Raw genomic sequence first — 15,902 nt, forward strand, 5'->3', positions numbered from 1 at the left:
CCCAACCCGCGGCCCGACCGGCCCTTCATCGAGCGCGTGCACGCCCACCTGTCCGCGCGTGTGCCGCTGGCCACCGAGCTGTATGTGATCGGCTGCGAATACGTGCCGCTGGGCCTGTCGGTGGCGCTGCGCCTGCGCGAGGGGTTTGCGCGCGACAAGCTGCTGTACGAGGTGCGCGAAGCGCTGCGCCGCCTGCTCTGGCCGCTGGCCCCCGGTGGGCTCGATGGTGAAGGCTGGGCGCTCGGGCGTCCGGTGCGCGAACGCGAACTGGAGGTGGAGGTCTCGCGCGTGGCCGGCGTGGCCGAGGTCACCGGGTTGCAGCTGTTTGTGCGCCAGGGCGCGGCTGGCCAGGAAGACTGGGCGCTGCTGCCGCGCAACCAGGCCGGCGCCCAGCAGACGCTGAACCTGCAGCCCTGGCAGTTGCCCGAGTTGTTGTCCATCGTGGTGGTGGAAGGCGCGGAAGCACCGACGAATCTGCGTGCCTTGCCCAACCCGTTTGCACAGGCGAATGCCGTGGCCGTGCCCGTGGTACCGGAGCTCTGCTGATGGACGCCAACGGCTCCCGCTTCTGGTCGCTGCAGGCGCCTGCCCACTGGCCCACGTTGGGGCAGGGCGGTGGGCACGCGCGCTGGAACGCCGACTGCAGTGCGTTGTGCCTGGCTTCCCAGCGTGAACTGGAGGCGCCCGCTGACCCGGTGGCCAGCCGCAGTGCCGCGCTGCTGGCACTCAACGAGGTACCGCGCGCGCTCGATGCACAGGGTGTGGTGTGCAGCTGGCACGCACCCAGCCAGGCCATCGTGGTGCGCAGCGCCCACCTGCCCGAGGCGGCGATCGCGCTTCCGCTGGACGCCGTGCCCACCGACCTGTGTGTGGGCGGTGATGGTGTGCTCTTCGTGGCCCTGCCCGGGCGTGTGCTCCTGCACGATCTGCGTCGGCGCTGGGCCGCTGTCGATGTGACCGAACCCGGCTTTGCCCCTTGGCGCCTGGCCGCGCACCCCGACGGCGGCGTGTGGGTGCTGGAGCGCGGCAGTGGGCGGCTGGCGCGTTTGAAAGGCTGTCCGCTGCCCAGCCAGACACCGGCCACCGACGCATACGCCCCCGGCGTGTTCCGCCCCGACCCGGAAAACTGCCGCGCGCCCGCCTTGAGCGTGGTGCATGACGGCTGGAGTGGTGTGGCCGAACCGTTGGCGCTGGCCTGCCACGCTTCAGGTGGTTTGCTGCTCATGGGCTGGAACACAGCGGGCCAAGCCTGGGTGCGGCGTTGGCATGAAGCCACCCGCACACCCGGCCCCATGCGCCTGCTGCGCGGCGCATGGCATGCCCATGCGCTCACGTGGATCGGCGAAGGGCGCATCGCTGTGCGCATGCCGGGCCGCGTCGACGCACCTGCGTTCGCCATCGACGACAGCCCGGCCGGGGATCTGCCCGCACTCGGTGAGGTGTACCCGCTGGCGAGCGACCGTCGCGAGGCGCCGTTTGTGCACCGGCCCGACGGCGTGGCGCACTACCCCGTGCGCGAGGATGCCGCCGAGCCGCTCTTTCCATTGGCCTTGCCCAACCTCGCGCGCAGCGGCACCGCAGCCAGTTTCACCACCGGGGGTGGGCAGCTGCGTGCGCAACTCATTGACAGCGGCACACCCGCCACCACCTGGCACCGTGTGTTCATGGAGGCCAGCCTTCCGCCAGCCTGTGGTGTGGTGGTGTGGCTCGCCGCCACCAACGACCCGCAGCCACCCGCACCCGATCGGCTGGACGCCTGGCACCCGCATGCGTTTGGCCGCGATGTGCGCGCCATCGACCCCGTTGCGTCCGGCCCTCATGTGCCGCACGCCGTGTGGGAGCCCGCGCCTTCCGAGTTGCCGGCGCACCCAGGGCTCGCGCCGTGGCCGCCGCAGCGCGGTCTGCGCGGCCTGTTTTCGGTGCTGGTGCAAAACGCACGCACAGTGGTGCGCTCGCTCAATGGCCGCTATTTGTGGGTGCGCCTGAGCCTGCACGGTGATGGCCGGGCCAGCCCCGAGGTGGTGGCCTTGCGCGCCTGGGCCAGCCGCTTCAACTACGCCGAGCACTACCTCCCGCGCATCTACCGCGAGACGCTGTTCGGCGATGCAGCGCAACAGCCTGGCGAACGGCTGGACAGCATCGATGAGGGCTACGCCGCAGGTCTTGATGCGGGTGGCACACCCGACGTGGCGCTGCTGCTGCGCCTGGCCACCGGCGGCATCGTGCTGAGTGACGGTGCGCAAGTGGTGGTGGAACGCTCCGGGCGCAGCTGGCTGCTCAAGGACGGCGGCAGCGCGCGCTGCTGGCGTCTGCTGCTCGATGGCCACTCGATCGGCGTGTTCCGGCCGCAGGCCTCGCCGGCCGATTTTCTGGCGCGCAGCCTGGCCAATGTGGAAGGGGTGCTGACGCAGCTCGAAGACCGCGTGGCCCACGCGCACCTGCTCTCCGACCCGACCAGCACACCAGCCGGGCACCTGGACTGGCTCGCGAACTGGGTTGGCCTGGCTTTTGACCCGGTCCTGCCCGAAGCACGCCGGCGCGCCTGGCTGCAGGCCGCGCCCGAGCTGGCGCGCTGGCACGGCACGCGCCGTGGGCTGGCGCTCGCGCTGGACGTGGCCACCGGCGGCGCCGTGAGCGGCGGCGAGGTGGTGGTGCTGGAAGACTTCCGCCTGCGCCGCCTGCTCGCCACGCTGCTGGGTGTGGACCTCGCCGATGAAGACGACCCGCTCTTGCCGGGCCTGCAGGTCAGCGGCAACTCGGTGGTGGGCGACACGCTGGTGCTGGGCGACCAGGCGCGCGCCGAGCTCATGGCGCTGTACCGCGAAGAAGCCACCAGCGACAGCGAAGACCAGGCCATCGCCGACTTTAATGGGCGCCTCGCGCACCGAGCCACGGTGCTGGTGCACCGCGAGGTGGACGAGGTGGACATCGGACTCATCCGCCGCATCGTGGCCCAGGAGTCGCCCGCGCATGTGCAGGTGCGTGTGGCCACCGCGAGCTGGCCCTTCATGCTGGGCGTGGCCAGCCTGGCGGGGGTGGACTCGTATCTGGCGCGTGCCGTGCCGCCGCGCCCGGTGCGCGTGCAGCGTTCGGTGCTGGGCGGTGGCGACTTCGTGCTCGGTCCGACCACGCTGGACCCGCGCCTGCGCGGCGAGGCCGCGCCCCCGCCGGTCGACGTTGTCCAACCGCTTTCCGTTCCACGCAGCAGAAAACCACGCCCCCGCAAGGAGTGACCCCATGACGTCCTCAACCAACACGGCCACCACCTTCAGCACTGCCGACCCGCTCACGCGTCAGCCACTGGGAGAGCGCCCGGTTTACGCCACCGGCATGCTGCTGGACGCGCAGGATTTTCTGGACGAGCAGACCTACCACCGTGGCCAGCTCGCGCGCGCCTTGGGTGCCGTGGCCGGCAGCGGCACGTTGGCGGGGTTGCGGGTGCAGCACCGCCCGGAGACCGCCACCGGGCCCGAAGAGATCCAGGTCAACGCCGGTCTCGCGCTGGACCGGCTGGGCCGAATCATCGAGCTGCCGCGCCCGGCCTGCCTGCGCGTGCAGCGCTGGTGGGACGCCGAGGCCGCGCGCAGCAACCTGCAGCAGGCCGACTACACCACACCGGGCCGGTTCATCTCTGCGCGCGCGCAAGCGGGTGTGGCGCTGCCTGCGCGCGCCGTGGTGGCCGATGTGTTCCTGCGCTTCGCGGCCTGCCCGCGGGGCCTCACGCCGGCCTTTGCCAGTGGCCCGTTTGATGCGCTCAACGCCGTGAGTGTGTCGCGCCTGCGCGATGCCTACGAGCTGCATCTGGTGCCGCGCCGCAACCTCACCGACACCGGTCTGAGCCTGCCGCTGCGCGCGGGTGCCTTCACGCTGCCGGTGGACCAGGAAACCGCCGAAGAAGCGCTGGCGCGCGAAGCCGCCATGGACAACCCCGCCGCCGACGCGGCCGCACGCCGCGCCGCGCTGCAAGACGCGGTGCTGAACGGCTACCACCGCACGGCCGATGAACTGCCGCGTGGCCCGGAACACCCACCCACGGTGGACGCCAGCGCGGTGTTCATCGCACGCGTTTTGATCCCCGTGGAGCCCACAGACCCTGCCGTGCGCCAGGGCAGCGCGGTGCTGGTGGACAACCACAGCCGCCGCTTTCTGCCGGGTCTGGGCGTGCTCGCGCGCTGGACTGGACTTTGAGCGAGCCATGCATGTCAAACCTTTCACCGGAGCAAGCCATGAACCTCACCACCAGCACCGCCCGCGAGCCGATCGCCTCAAGCCAGGTGCAGACCTTGCGCGACGCGGGCGTGTTGATCGAAGACCACCGGCGTGGGCGGCCACGTTACTTCGACGGTCGTTTTCTCGCCGCGCGCGACCTCATCCGCGACCAGCAGTATTTTTTGACGCGCGAGGCCGACCTGGGCCAGGCCGCGGGCAGCGGCGTGGCCACGGGCTTGTTTGTGCAGGAAGGCGGCCAGCCCCAGACGCTGGTGGTTTCCAGCGGGCATGGTGTGACGCCCTCGGGCGAACTGGTGCAATTGCCGCGCAACATCGACGTGCAGCTGGCCAACCTGCCGGTTGCCGAGCAGCTGTCGGCGCGCTTCGGTCTCTCGCGCCTGCCGCAGCCGCCGCTGCGCAGCCGCACAGGTCTGTTCGTGCTGGCGCTGCGCCCGGTGGAGTTCACCGCCAACCCGATCGGTGCCTACCCGACCTCCATCACTGGCCAGCGCACGGTGGAAGACGGTGACGTGATCGAGGCCACGGCCGTGGTGCTGGTGCCCTGGCAGGACGACGGCGGCACCGATGCGCTGGACGCGCGGCGCGGCCGGGCTGCGCGCGCCATCTTCACCCAGGGCACCTCGGCCGGTGTGTCGGCCAATGTGTTGCCGCTGGCCATGATCGCGCTGCAGAACAACACCGTGGTGTGGATCGACGAAGCCATGGTCCGCCGCGAACTCGGCGCTGACCGGGGCGACCTGCCGGGCCTGGGTTTTGCGCCACGCGGCCTGCGTCTGGCGCACCTGATGCAGCACCAGGCCCACCTGGCCGATGTGGCACCACCCGGCAGCACACGCGGTTTTCCGGCCATCACGCACTTTCCCGCGCTGCCGCCGGCCGGCCCATTGCCAGCGGGTGTGATCAACGCGGAGGACTTCACGCAGAACTACTTTCCGGCCGAGGTGGATGTGGACTTCACCATCATTCCCGAGGACGAGTTGCCTGCGTTGATTGAAGAAGCGCTGGCACTGCAGCCCATCGACCTCACCGCGCCCACCGAGTCGCTGGACTCCACCGCCGTGATGATCCTGGCGCCGGTGCCGCGCGTGGAGTGGCGCGCGGTGGCGGCGCGGGTGGGGCAGGGCGCCACGCTGGCCCAGCGCGTGGTGAAACCCGCTGCGCCCAACCTGATCGCGCAGCGCCGCCCGTTCGAGATATTGCAGAAGCTGCGCCTGCCGCGTGAAGCACTGCAGATCGTGAAGCTGGGCCCGGCCGATGCCGAATGGCAACGCCTGGCGCGGCTGAACAACCTGTGGTTCGTCCGCCGGCGCCACCTGGCCTACCGTGATGACCTGGCTGGCAGCTACCGCGAGATCACGGGCAACGACGAGCGGGTGATCGAGCTCGACCTCAACACCCGCGTTGCGAAGCTGGGCCTCACGCCGCGGTACGAGGCGGTGCTGAAAGTTGCCACGCCGGCGGCGGCCAGCACCGTCATCGGCCTGCTCGCGGGCAAGCGTTACCTGGAGTCGCCGGTGCTCACCGCCGCTGCGCTGGGTTTGCTCACCGACGCCATTGCCACCACCGAACAGCTCACCGGCAAACCCGCACTGGACAAGACGCAGGTGCTGGGGGTGGCGGCCGTGCTGGGAGAGCCCGAGAAGAACGAAGCGCTGTGGGCGCTGATCCAGCGTGAGAGCCGGGCGCCGATACCTGCGGCGGAGCTCCTGGGCATCGCCAGTGGCGTGGCCTGGAACGTGCAGCCGGTGGACGAGGGCACGCAGGCAGAACGGGTCACCAAGCGCATGGACAGCCTGGGCCTGGTGGAGGTGTGGGCCGAGGTGTTCAAGAACTCGTCGGCCAAGGCCCTGACCGCTGAAGTGCAACTGCTCGCAAGCAAGCGTTATGAGGCTTCGCCGGTGCTGAGCGCCGCCGCGCTCGGCCTGATGCTGGAACACGTGCAGCGCGACGGATCGATCAAGGACCCGGCGCTGGTGACCGAAGTGGCCAACAGCCTGCTGGAGCCGATCGCCAGCGACGTGCTCAACAAGTACTTGCAAACCGAACTCCGGCGTCCGATGGACGCCGACACCCTGCGTGAACTGGTCAAGACGGTGGACGAATGGCGGCCCAAGACCAACACCGTCACGCGCCCGACGCGCAGTGTCGCGGCCCCGCGTGCGGCGGCGAAAAAGTCGCCGGCGCGCAAGAAATCCTGAGTCTGCAAACTTCACCCGGGAGAACCGACGTGAGCATCGAACGCATTGACCAACCGCTGCAGGGTGAGCGTGTGGTGGCCTTGTCGCCGGAAGACGCCAGCCGCGCCGCAACCGACTGGCGGCGCCGGCCCAACCTGTTTGCCGGGCGCACGCTCACCGACGCGACACTGCAGGGGCGACAGGCGTGGCAGGCCGGGCACCTGCAACACCGCGCACGCTCGCTGACCGCAGGTGTCGTGCGTGGGCTGGAGGTGTTTGCCCTGCCCGGCTCGGGCGGTGAGCGCCTGCTCATCGAACCCGGCCAGGGCCTGGCGCTGAGCGGTGAGGACGTGGTGCTGGTGCGCCGCACCGAATGCCTGCTCGATGACCTGCCGGTGGTGGCGCCACCGGCCTGGCTGCAGGTGCAGGGCGGCGGGCCCGGGGAGGCGCTGGAGTCCGATGGCCTGGGCCTGGTGAACCCGCGCGACGTGCCCGATGGCATCACCCTGGCCGACCTGCGCTCGAGTGCGGGCAGCCGCTGGCCGCGCGTGGGGGTGCTCCTGTTACAGCCGGTGCTGGTGGACACGGCCGAGTTCGACCCCAACGACCCATGCGACCGCTGCCCCTGCGGCGAAGGCGACAACGCCGACAGCCCGGTGGCTGCGTTCGAAGACTGGCGCATGCACGACGGCGCGCGCCTGCTCTGGTACCCCTGGCCGGTGGAGTGGCGCGCATTGCCGCTGACCACGCTGCGGCTGCGCAACGCGCTGGCCCACACCGTGTTCGACGCCGAGGCCGCGCTGCGCCATGGCGAAGCGCTGCCGTGGGAAGACTGGGGCGTGCCGCTGGCCCTGGTGGGCCTGAGCGAGACCGGCACCGTGCAGTGGGTGGACCGCGCGTCGGTGGTGCGCCAGGGCGGGCGCGCAAAAGAAGCTCGTCTGCAGCGTCTCGCCGGGGGTGCGCTGGGCGCCAACAGCCGCCTGCCGGCACTGTGGCAGGCCCGCATCGAGCAGTTTGCGCAGCAGATGGCCGAAACCCCCGAGCCCCTGCCCGCGCCCAACGTGCTGGCCGATCCCTACCTGCGCCTGCCGCCGTGCGGCCTCATGCCCAGGAGCGCGCTCGACCTCTCCACCGTGCTCACGCAGCCGATGCTCAGCAGCCCGTTTTTCCCGCCCGGCTTTGAACTCGACGCGGTGCCGGTGCCGATCGAACAGCTTGACCTGGCCATGCGCGAGGCCGCGCCGCTGGCCAGCTTCGACATGTCGGCCCCCGAGCGGTTGCGCCTGCTGGTGCCGGTGACACAGGCCTCGTGGGAGGCCAGGCTCTTGCAGCCCGAGGTGCCCGATCCGGCGTTTGCCGAAGCGTTGAAGGAATTCACCGAACGCCGCGCGCGCGAGCTGGGTGCACGGCAAGGCCTGCGCCACGAGCAGGCACACCTGGTGCGCGCGCTCACCGGGCGGGCGCAAACGGTGCCCGAGCTGGACGACGACCCCCTGGCGCTGGACAAAGAAAGCCTGGAACCCTGGGGCCCGCCGCCGATGGGTGGCGGGCATGTGAGCACGCTGCAACCCGGCGCACACGCTCACTTGTTCGATAGCGCACCGCAGCCCTTCACACCCACCGCCGCCGAGGTCATGTACGCCTGGGTCTGCCTGGACCCGGACAACCCGCCGCGCTGCCTGATGCTGCAGTGGCGCGACGCAACCGGCTGGGCGCACCGCGCCTACTGGGGTGAGCCGCTGCTGACCTGGGGCCGCCCGGCCACCGGCACACACCCGTTCAAGGTGCCTGGGCATTTTCATGTGGACAAGCTGCCGCCCGCTGGCCGGTGGGTGCGCCTCGAAGTGCCGAGCACCCAGGTGGGACTGGCCAACGTACCGGTCAACGGCGTGTCGTTCGACCTGTTCGACGGCCGTGCTGCGTTCGGCCCGACGGGCGCGCAGCCACCGGTGCCCGCCGGACAACCGGCGGATACCGGCGAACGCCCCTGGTTTGGCCATGTCCTGCCCCCCGGCGCGCGGCAAGATGGCAGCGAGCCGTGGCTGCTGCTCTCGCACAACGACCTGTGGGCGCCGTTCGAACTCAACGATGGCCTGCAACCCACGCAGCCCACGCTGGTGCCGACCGGTGGCGGGCATGTGGAAGCGGCGCAGCCCGGCATCCACCAGCACTACCTCGAAGGCGCCAGCGCGACCTTGAGTGCGATCGCTTCCACCGACAACCTGTTCGTCTGGGTCTACCTCGATGCCACCCGCCCGCCGCGCGAGGTGATGATCCAGTGGAAGGTGGGGCCCAACTGGAACGAGCATGGCCGCCGCGCCTACTGGGGCGAAGACCTGATTGCCTGGGGTGTGAACGACAGCCCGAGCCGCAAGCCCAAGGGCGCTTTGCCACGGCTGGGTGAGTGGGTGCGCCTGGAGGTGCCGGCCAGTGAACTCGCCATCGGCACGGCTGCCATCAACGGTATCGCCTTCACCCTGTTCGATGGATGTGCGGCCTTCGGCGCCTGCGGCAAGATCGCGCAAGCCACCACCAGCCCACCCGGTATACGCGCCGAGACGGTCTGGTTCTCGGGCACCGCACCCGCTGGCGCCAGTCTGGTGGGCAGCTGGAGCTGGCTGTCGGCGCTGGAGATGATCGAGCCCACACCGGCCGCGCGCGTGGGGCAGGCGAGCGCGGTCGCCGGCCTGATGGCCGATCCAGTGATCGCCGCCTTGTCGGACCGTGAACAGGCGCAATTGCCGCTGCGTGGGCTTGAAGGGTTCATGGCCTACCTGCGCGCGCGCATCGACCGCGCCGACGACCTCACCGACTTCGGCTTCACCCACATGCAGGTGGACCTGCACCGCATCCGCCAGATGATGATGACCACGTCGGACGCAAGCCGGCTGGCCATCTCGCCCGCGTTGGCATCGATCGCCAAGTCCGACAGTGCGCTCAATGTGCAGTTGCAGATCAAGGAGTTCATCACCAAGGTGAAGGTACCGCGACCCGCTGGCGCCATCACGCCGCCTGCGACCGCGCCGGCGCCGGTGTCGCGCGCGCTGGCGGGTGCGTTCCAGCAGATGGCGTTCGTGAGCCCGGTGCAGCAGGTGGTGCAGAAGAGCCAGATCCAGTTGCTCACGGCGCCCAGCGCACCGGCGAACATCGTCTATGCCAACCCGGTGCTGGGGCTGAGCGAGGTGCGCACCGCAGCCATCGCCGAGCGTCTGAAGAAGCCACCGTCCACCGAGGCGCGCGACTACGCGCTGGCCAACCGGCAACGCACCGTCAAGGAACTGCTGGCCCTGCTCAAACAGTTCACCACCGAAGACAACGGCACGGAGCCCGCGCTGTTCAAGGACTTCCAGATCGGAGGGCTGCCCGATGACCCCTTCCTGAAGGGCGCACCCGTCTCGGCCGACGGATCACCCCGGCGGCCGCTGGCCTATTTCGACGGCAACAACGACCGCCTCGCACAGCTGTTGGTGGCGCCGACCATCACCGATGCCGACGAATCCGCGTTGTTCACACAGACGGTGGCGCTGTCCGACAACACCATCGCCATCCTGCGCAACCTCGAAGGCCGGCTGGCTGCCTACCGCAGCGCGCTCACGCGTTGCGAGCAGGCCCTGGCCGCGCTGCAAGGACACATCCGTTCGGTCGACATGCGCTTGCGACAGGCCGACGACCGCCTGGCCGAAGCGCGGCACGACGTGGGCGTGGCGCGCGCGCTGCTTGAAGAAGAGAAGGCCCGCGTGGTGGCGGTGAACGCGCGGCGCACCCGCGTGCTGGCCGAAGAAGTGCAGTACCTGGCCTTCGTGCGTCCGCGCGAGACCAGCAACCTGTTGGCCACACCACGCCGTGTGCTCGACCCCGGCCTGCTCGAAGCGCCCGTGCCGGCCTGCCTGCGCGAGCACGACGACGTGCCCGACGAGCTCGACGAAATGCTCAAGGTGTTGCGCGAGGCACCGGCGGCGCACTTCGTGGGCGCACCGGCCATCCTGCAGAGGATCGACCGGCCCGAACTGCTGCTGCGCACGCTGCAGAGCGCGCAGTTGCGCAGCACCGTGATCACGCAGCGCGTGATGCCCGCGTTCACCGCCACGGCGGGCCAGCTCGGTGTGCACATCGGTCAGATGCTGGTGCGACAGACGCAGGCGATTGCGGTGCGCGCCGAGGCGGTGCAGCGGCTGGACATCCAGCGCCTCTCGGCCAACTCGTGGCAGACAGTGCAGCGCGAAGCGCAGGCCGTGATCTCGCTGGGTGACATCATTGATGGCGACCACGGAAAGGGTGAGGTGTCGCGCCGCGCGAGTGAACTCTTTGAGCGCATCGCGGGCGTGTGCGCCTGCCTGCACGCCGAGTTTTCCGGCGTGCTGCCGGCGGTGCGACTGGAATGGGCCGAGGTCCTGTCGCAGTTTGATGAAGCGCCCAACCTGCGCAACCTCGGCGGTCTGCCGCGCTGGAGCAGCATCCCCTATGTGGACCGGCGGCAGATGCAGGCCTACGTCGACTTCCTGTTTGACCAGGTGCCGCCGACCAACGAGGCAGCGGTGGCGCTCGTCAACGACGTGGTGCGCATGGCGCTGCTGCTGGCCAGCCACGCGCCGGTGGGCCGTATCGTGGCCGGGCGCCTGCCGAGGCCTGCCACGGCGGTGCGCGTGGGCAGCCGCATCCCGCTCACCGCGCTGGACAGCAGCCGCCTGCGCGTGGGCATGCAGGCCATGATCTACAAGGGAAACACCCTGATGGCGCGTGCCATGGTGGAAGACGTGGGTCAGGGCGAGGTGTCGGCCCGGCTGGTGCACACCAGCAGCGTTCAGATCGACCTGGACACCGACGTGCGCGTGCACTTCGACCAGGCCAAGGTGCTGAGCAGCGCCTCGGCGCGCAAGACCGGCCTGTTCAAGGTCTGATCCGAGCCCCTCCACCATGGGCGCCGCCGACCGCACCGTCCAGCATCTGCACCTGCGAGCGCCCAGTGCGCAGGCCGCGGTACACGCGGTGCACCGGCTCGAAGATGCGTTGCGCTGTGCCAGCCTGCCCGACACCGGTGAACGCTTGCTGCTGGTGCGCCAGCTTCACCTCGGACGCTTGCCGGCCGATCTGTCGTCTCAGAGCCTGTCGCTGTTGATCGAACAACGCCTGCTGGCCGCAGGCGGCAGCTGGGTGCATGGTGAGCACGGGTCGGCGGCCGAATCCCCTGCTGTGTTCTTTGCCAGCCGCCTGCAGGCTGCACAGGCTGCCGTGCGCCGCCGCGCCGAAGGCCGCAGCCTGACCGCGTGGTTCTGGCGCCCTGCGCTGCACGGCGTACAGATCGATGCCAGCGACGATGACTTCCTGCACAGCGTGATTGCCGTACTCGCCCAGGAAGCCACCGCCCCGGTCAGCCTGCCCGCGCTGGTGGCCGACATCGTTGCCCCTGGTCACGCCGCTTGGCTGATCCGCCACATGCCGGAGGAGACATCGCGGTTGCTGTTGGCGAACAGTGGCGCGCAGCGGTATGTGGCGGATGCCATGCCGCAGCCTGACGCGTATCCGTCGGCGCACACGCTGCGCTACATGGGGCGCAGTGCTGCCGGGCAATCGCGCCAGATGCTGCTGCCTTGCGCCTGCCCGGTGTGGTTGCATGCTGTTTTGCGCGCCGCACAGTGGTTGCCCGAGGCGATGCTGGATGCATCCGTCAGGGTGGTGCGCACCGAGCAGATCGCCAGCGATGCAGCAGCACCCTTGCTGGATGCAGACAGCGTCCCACAGCATGGCGGCGAGTGGCGTGTCGAACGGACCGCGCCGGTTTCAGCAGCGTTGCCTCCGCACCTGGTCGCAGGCGCCGCACAAGCATTGCCCGTCGCTGCACCATCGCCAATCGATTTCGCTGCACACACGGCCGTCGGCGAAACACCTTTGGCGCAGGCCTTTGATCCGATCACACAGCCAACCTTCGATGCAGCGCTGCCCACGCAGGCGGGTGGCTTGCTGTGTCTGCTGAATGTGCTTGCGCGGCTGGGCTTCGCCGACTGGCAAGCGCAGCACCCGGATGCGCCACTGTGCGGTCTGATCCTGTCACAGGCCCTGCGAAGACTCGATGTGCCTGACGATGACGCCGCCTGGGCACTGGCCGCCAGCCTGGCCGCGCCGCCGACACGCCATGCACGGAACTGGCAGACGCCTGCACTGTGGCAAGACGCCCGCATCGCAGTTGCGCACGAGGAAGGAGATGCGATCACGCCGGCGGCGATGGCCGCGCTGTGGTTGACCGCCTGCCGTCGCCACCTGCGGCGTGTGGCGCGCATCGGTCTGTCCAGTCTGGTGTGCCGCAATGCGCAACTGCTGTGGAGCGCCACGCATCTGGATACCCGCTTTGCATTGCATGAAACCGATCTGCGCGTGCGCCGTGCGGCGCTGGATATTGATCCGGGATGGCTGGACTGGCTGGGCCGCGTGGCGACATTCCATTACCTGCAGCCATTCGAATCATGAACGCCGTCTCGCCAGGCACTGAAGCGCTTGCTCCGCCACTGGCGGCGCGGCTGTTTGCCTTGCTCTCACCCGCCCGGGTTGACGCTGATGCGGCTGCCGAAGCGCAATGGCTGGCCGCGCAAGCCGAGGGTTTGCCTGCGGCCTGTTTTGATCTGTCGCGCGCGCTCACTCTGTGGCAGGCCGCGCCACCGGTGCAGGACGAGGCGCTGCATCGGCTGGCCGAAGCGTTGTCGCTCAACAGCAGCGAGCGCATCGCACTGGCGCTGTGCCACGCCGCCGATACAGATGTCGTCGCCGGCCGCGCGCTGGCCTGGTTGCAGGCGCCGCAACGCGATGTGTATCCCACGCTGGGGCTGATTGCCTGCCTGGATGCGCAGCGTGGGCTGTCGGCGATGCAATCGCTGGCGGCGCTGCTGGATGGCCATGCGCTGGCCTGCGGATTGCTCCAACTCGATACGCAGGGGCGCGCGCTGCCGGATGCCCGCTTGCGCTTGCCCACGCCGCTGGTGCTGGCTTTGTCGGGTGGTCAGGGGCGCTGGCCGGGTGTGACGCTGGCAAAACACGCAGCTCCCGCATCGGCGCTGCCGGTGCTGGCGCCGTCGATACTCGCCCAATGCGAAAGGCATGCAGATGTCCTGCAGGCTGGCACGGCGATGGTGGTCCGCAGCGGTCATCCGCGCGAAGCGCGCGCGGCCTGCGCCGCCATTGCCGATGGTCTCGGTATGCACGCGGCCTTCATCGAAGGCGACCCGCCGACCGGCTTGCTGCCCTGGTTGTTGCTGCAGGATGCCTTGCCGGTGTGGGTGGCCGAGCTGTCGCCGGGCGAGCGCCGCCGACTGCCCAGCCTGCCGGGCAGCAAACTGCCCATGCTGGTGGCCAGCGGTCCGGAAGGCAGTTGGGAAAAGGACGGCGAAGCGATTTCGGCCTGGCATGTGCCGGTGCCGCCACAGTCTGAACGTGCCGGGCTGTGGTTGGCCTGTGACGTGGAAGCCGCCACGGCGGATCAATTGTCCTTGCGCCACCGGCATGCCAGCGCACGCATCGAAGAACTGGCGCGCGCCGCGCATGCACTGCGGCACGGTGATGGCAGCAAGGATCTTGGTATCGCGCACGTCGCACGTGCCGCGCGCGCCGCCGGGCAGGGCGCGCTGGGCAGCCTGGCGCAGCTGTTGCCCGAAGATATTGGCGACGAAGCGATGGTGCTGCCCGAAGCGCTGCACCGCGAATTGCAGGCGCTGGCCGAGCGTTGCCGCCGCCGCGATGGCCTCGCCGACAGCCTTGGCCCGGCCGCCCGCACGCGTTATCGCCCGGGCGTGCGCGCCCTGCTGGTGGGCGCATCGGGCACCGGCAAAACACTGGCCTGCGGATGGCTGGCCACGCAACTCGGCATGCCGCTCTATCGCGTCGACCTGGCCAGCGTCAGCAGCAAGTACATCGGCGAAACCGAAAAGAACCTCGGCGAGCTTTTCGCTCGCGCCGAGCACGCCGAAGTGGTGCTGCTGTTCGACGAGGCCGACGCCATGTTCGGCAAGCGCACCGATGTGAAGGATTCCAACGACCGTTTCGCCAACCAGCAGACCAACTACCTTCTGCAGCGCATCGAGGCCTTCGACGGCATCGTGCTGCTGACCAGCAACAGCCGCGCACGTTTTGACAGTGCCTTCACGCGGCGCCTCGACAGCATTCTGGAATTTCCCAACCCTGCCCCGGAAGAGCGCCGCGCCTTGTGGCTGGCCCACCTTGGGGATGCCCATGCGCTGGATGCGGCCGCCATCAATCGCCTGGCGGTTGCCTGCGATCTGGCCGGGGGACACATCCGCAACGTGACATTGGCCGCGCGCGCGATCTCGCACAACGAAGCCATCGGCTGGGTCAGCCTGATCCAGGCCACCGCGGCCGAGTATCGCAAGCTCGGCAAGCAGATGCCCGCGGTATTGTCTGTCGGCCCGGGGGGCTGAGGCATGAGCCGCGTGGCGCTGCCTGCGCGCGAATTCCGGCCGGGCCGGGAAGGGCCGCGTCGGCGTCGCCGCGACGGTGAGGGCGAAACCGAACCCAGGCGCGAAAGCGGGCGCCTCGACGAACGCCTGGACGAGCGCCTCGCTTCCGGCAGGGAGGACATGCCGGGTGAGCGTCTTGAGAGCCGTCTTGATGACAGCCTGACAACAGAATCCGCGGAGGCATGGCCGCGCTACATGTCGTCCGCCGCGCCGGGCGCGCGCAGGACTTCTGATGAGGGTTCGGAGCCGCTGCCTGCTGCATTCACTGCCGCGCCTGCGGCCTTGCCGCAGCGAGCGCCCACCCCGGCAGCCGATGCCCTGGTAGCCAATGCGCGCAGCACGGCCGCAGTGGCTGGCCGCGATGCGGATGCGGCTGTGTCTGAAGCGCGCAGCGATGAAAGTGTCGACCGCGACGAGGAGGCCGCCGCCTCGCGCGAAGCTGCCGCCGATGAGACCGACGCAGAAGCAGAAGCAGAAGCAGAAGCAGCCGCAGAGGGCGAAGACCCGGCAGCCGAGGCTGGTGCGTCCGCAGCGGGCGCTGCCCGTCGTCGCGGCTTCAGATGGGCAGTGGGAGAAGAAGCACAGGAGGTGGAGATTCCGCCGGAGCTCATCGAACAGGCCGAGATCCCGCTGGAGGCGTCACAGCTGGAATGGCAAGCACTGTCGCCAGACTGGCAGGCGCCGCAGGCCTTGCCCGCCGATGCCCTGCCGATGCCTGCGCCAGCCTCGGTCAGCGCGACTGCCAGCAGGCCCAAAGCCGATCAGGACAATGGCAAGCCGGGTGACGGGAAGCAGGCTGAGGGCCGGGCAGCCGGAGACAACAGCGACCCTGCTGAAAAGAAGCGCAGCGAGATTGAGGCGCGCGACAAGGCCAAGCGGGGCTATCTTGATCTGGTCAACACCGCGCGCAGCGAGCAGGAGGGTTTCGTCAACCGCGCCAACCAGATCACCAACTACATGGCGCAGGCCTACGGCATCCAAAGCCAGGATGTCATGCAGGCCCATGGCACGGACCTGTCGATGCTGGATGCTGCGG

The 15,902-nt window shown here is 69.5% G+C and carries 7 protein-coding genes and 1 pseudogene; 7 read left to right on the plus strand and 1 reads right to left on the minus strand.

The window, feature by feature from the left end:
• The 7 genes and pseudogenes from Q0C59_RS08905 to Q0C59_RS08935 form a co-directional block, all read left to right on the plus strand.
• Positions 1-546 (plus strand): annotated as a pseudogene (locus Q0C59_RS08905) (putative baseplate assembly protein); the annotation flags it as partial.
• The gene (locus Q0C59_RS08910) at positions 546-3,233 is read left to right on the plus strand and encodes a phage tail protein (protein WP_291214237.1); all 2,688 of its coding nucleotides are present in this window, start codon (positions 546-548) and stop codon (positions 3,231-3,233) included. The pseudogene Q0C59_RS08905 and the gene Q0C59_RS08910, both read left to right, overlap by 1 nt.
• 4 nt (positions 3,234-3,237) lie before the next feature.
• The gene (locus Q0C59_RS08915) at positions 3,238-4,188 is read left to right on the plus strand and encodes a hypothetical protein (protein ID WP_291214239.1); all 951 of its coding nucleotides are present in this window, start codon (positions 3,238-3,240) and stop codon (positions 4,186-4,188) included.
• Between the two features lie 38 nt (positions 4,189-4,226).
• The gene (locus tag Q0C59_RS08920) at positions 4,227-6,428 is read left to right on the plus strand and encodes a hypothetical protein (RefSeq protein WP_291214241.1); all 2,202 of its coding nucleotides are present in this window, start codon (positions 4,227-4,229) and stop codon (positions 6,426-6,428) included.
• A gap of 29 nt (positions 6,429-6,457) precedes the next feature.
• Positions 6,458-11,305 carry a hypothetical protein gene (locus Q0C59_RS08925; RefSeq protein WP_291214243.1) on the plus strand — a complete coding sequence of 1,616 codons (4,848 nt, stop codon included), beginning with the start codon at positions 6,458-6,460 and terminating at the stop codon, positions 11,303-11,305.
• Positions 11,306-11,321: 16 nt separating this feature from the next.
• Positions 11,322-12,869: a hypothetical protein gene (locus tag Q0C59_RS08930; RefSeq protein ID WP_291214245.1), complete on the plus strand. Its 1,548-nt coding sequence runs from the start codon at positions 11,322-11,324 to the stop codon at positions 12,867-12,869.
• Positions 12,866-14,827 carry an ATP-binding protein gene (locus tag Q0C59_RS08935; protein ID WP_291214247.1) on the plus strand — a complete coding sequence of 654 codons (1,962 nt, stop codon included), beginning with the start codon at positions 12,866-12,868 and terminating at the stop codon, positions 14,825-14,827. Before Q0C59_RS08930 ends, Q0C59_RS08935 begins: the two co-directional genes overlap by 4 nt.
• A gap of 678 nt (positions 14,828-15,505) precedes the next feature.
• Here the strand turns inward: Q0C59_RS08935 and Q0C59_RS08940 are convergent.
• The gene (locus tag Q0C59_RS08940) at positions 15,506-15,871 is read right to left on the minus strand and encodes a hypothetical protein (protein ID WP_291214248.1); all 366 of its coding nucleotides are present in this window, start codon (positions 15,869-15,871) and stop codon (positions 15,506-15,508) included.
• Positions 15,872-15,902 lie beyond the last annotated feature (31 nt).

This window comes from Hydrogenophaga sp. (assembly GCF_022844385.1).
In the GTDB taxonomy this organism is placed as follows: domain Bacteria; phylum Pseudomonadota; class Gammaproteobacteria; order Burkholderiales; family Burkholderiaceae_C; genus Hydrogenophaga.

Bases quoted from the DNA above. Each gene is read 5' to 3' on its own strand.
- Q0C59_RS08910 (WP_291214237.1), top strand. From the start codon at position 546: ATGGACGCCAACGGCTCCCGCTTCTGGTCGCTGCAGGCGCCTGCCCAC.
- Q0C59_RS08915 (WP_291214239.1), top strand. From the start codon at position 3,238: ATGACGTCCTCAACCAACACGGCCACCACCTTCAGCACTGCCGACCCG.
- Q0C59_RS08920 (WP_291214241.1), top strand. From the start codon at position 4,227: ATGAACCTCACCACCAGCACCGCCCGCGAGCCGATCGCCTCAAGCCAG.
- Q0C59_RS08930 (WP_291214245.1), top strand. From the start codon at position 11,322: ATGGGCGCCGCCGACCGCACCGTCCAGCATCTGCACCTGCGAGCGCCC.
- Q0C59_RS08935 (WP_291214247.1), top strand. From the start codon at position 12,866: ATGAACGCCGTCTCGCCAGGCACTGAAGCGCTTGCTCCGCCACTGGCG.
- Q0C59_RS08940 (WP_291214248.1), bottom strand. From the start codon at position 15,871: ATGGGCCTGCATGACATCCTGGCTTTGGATGCCGTAGGCCTGCGCCAT.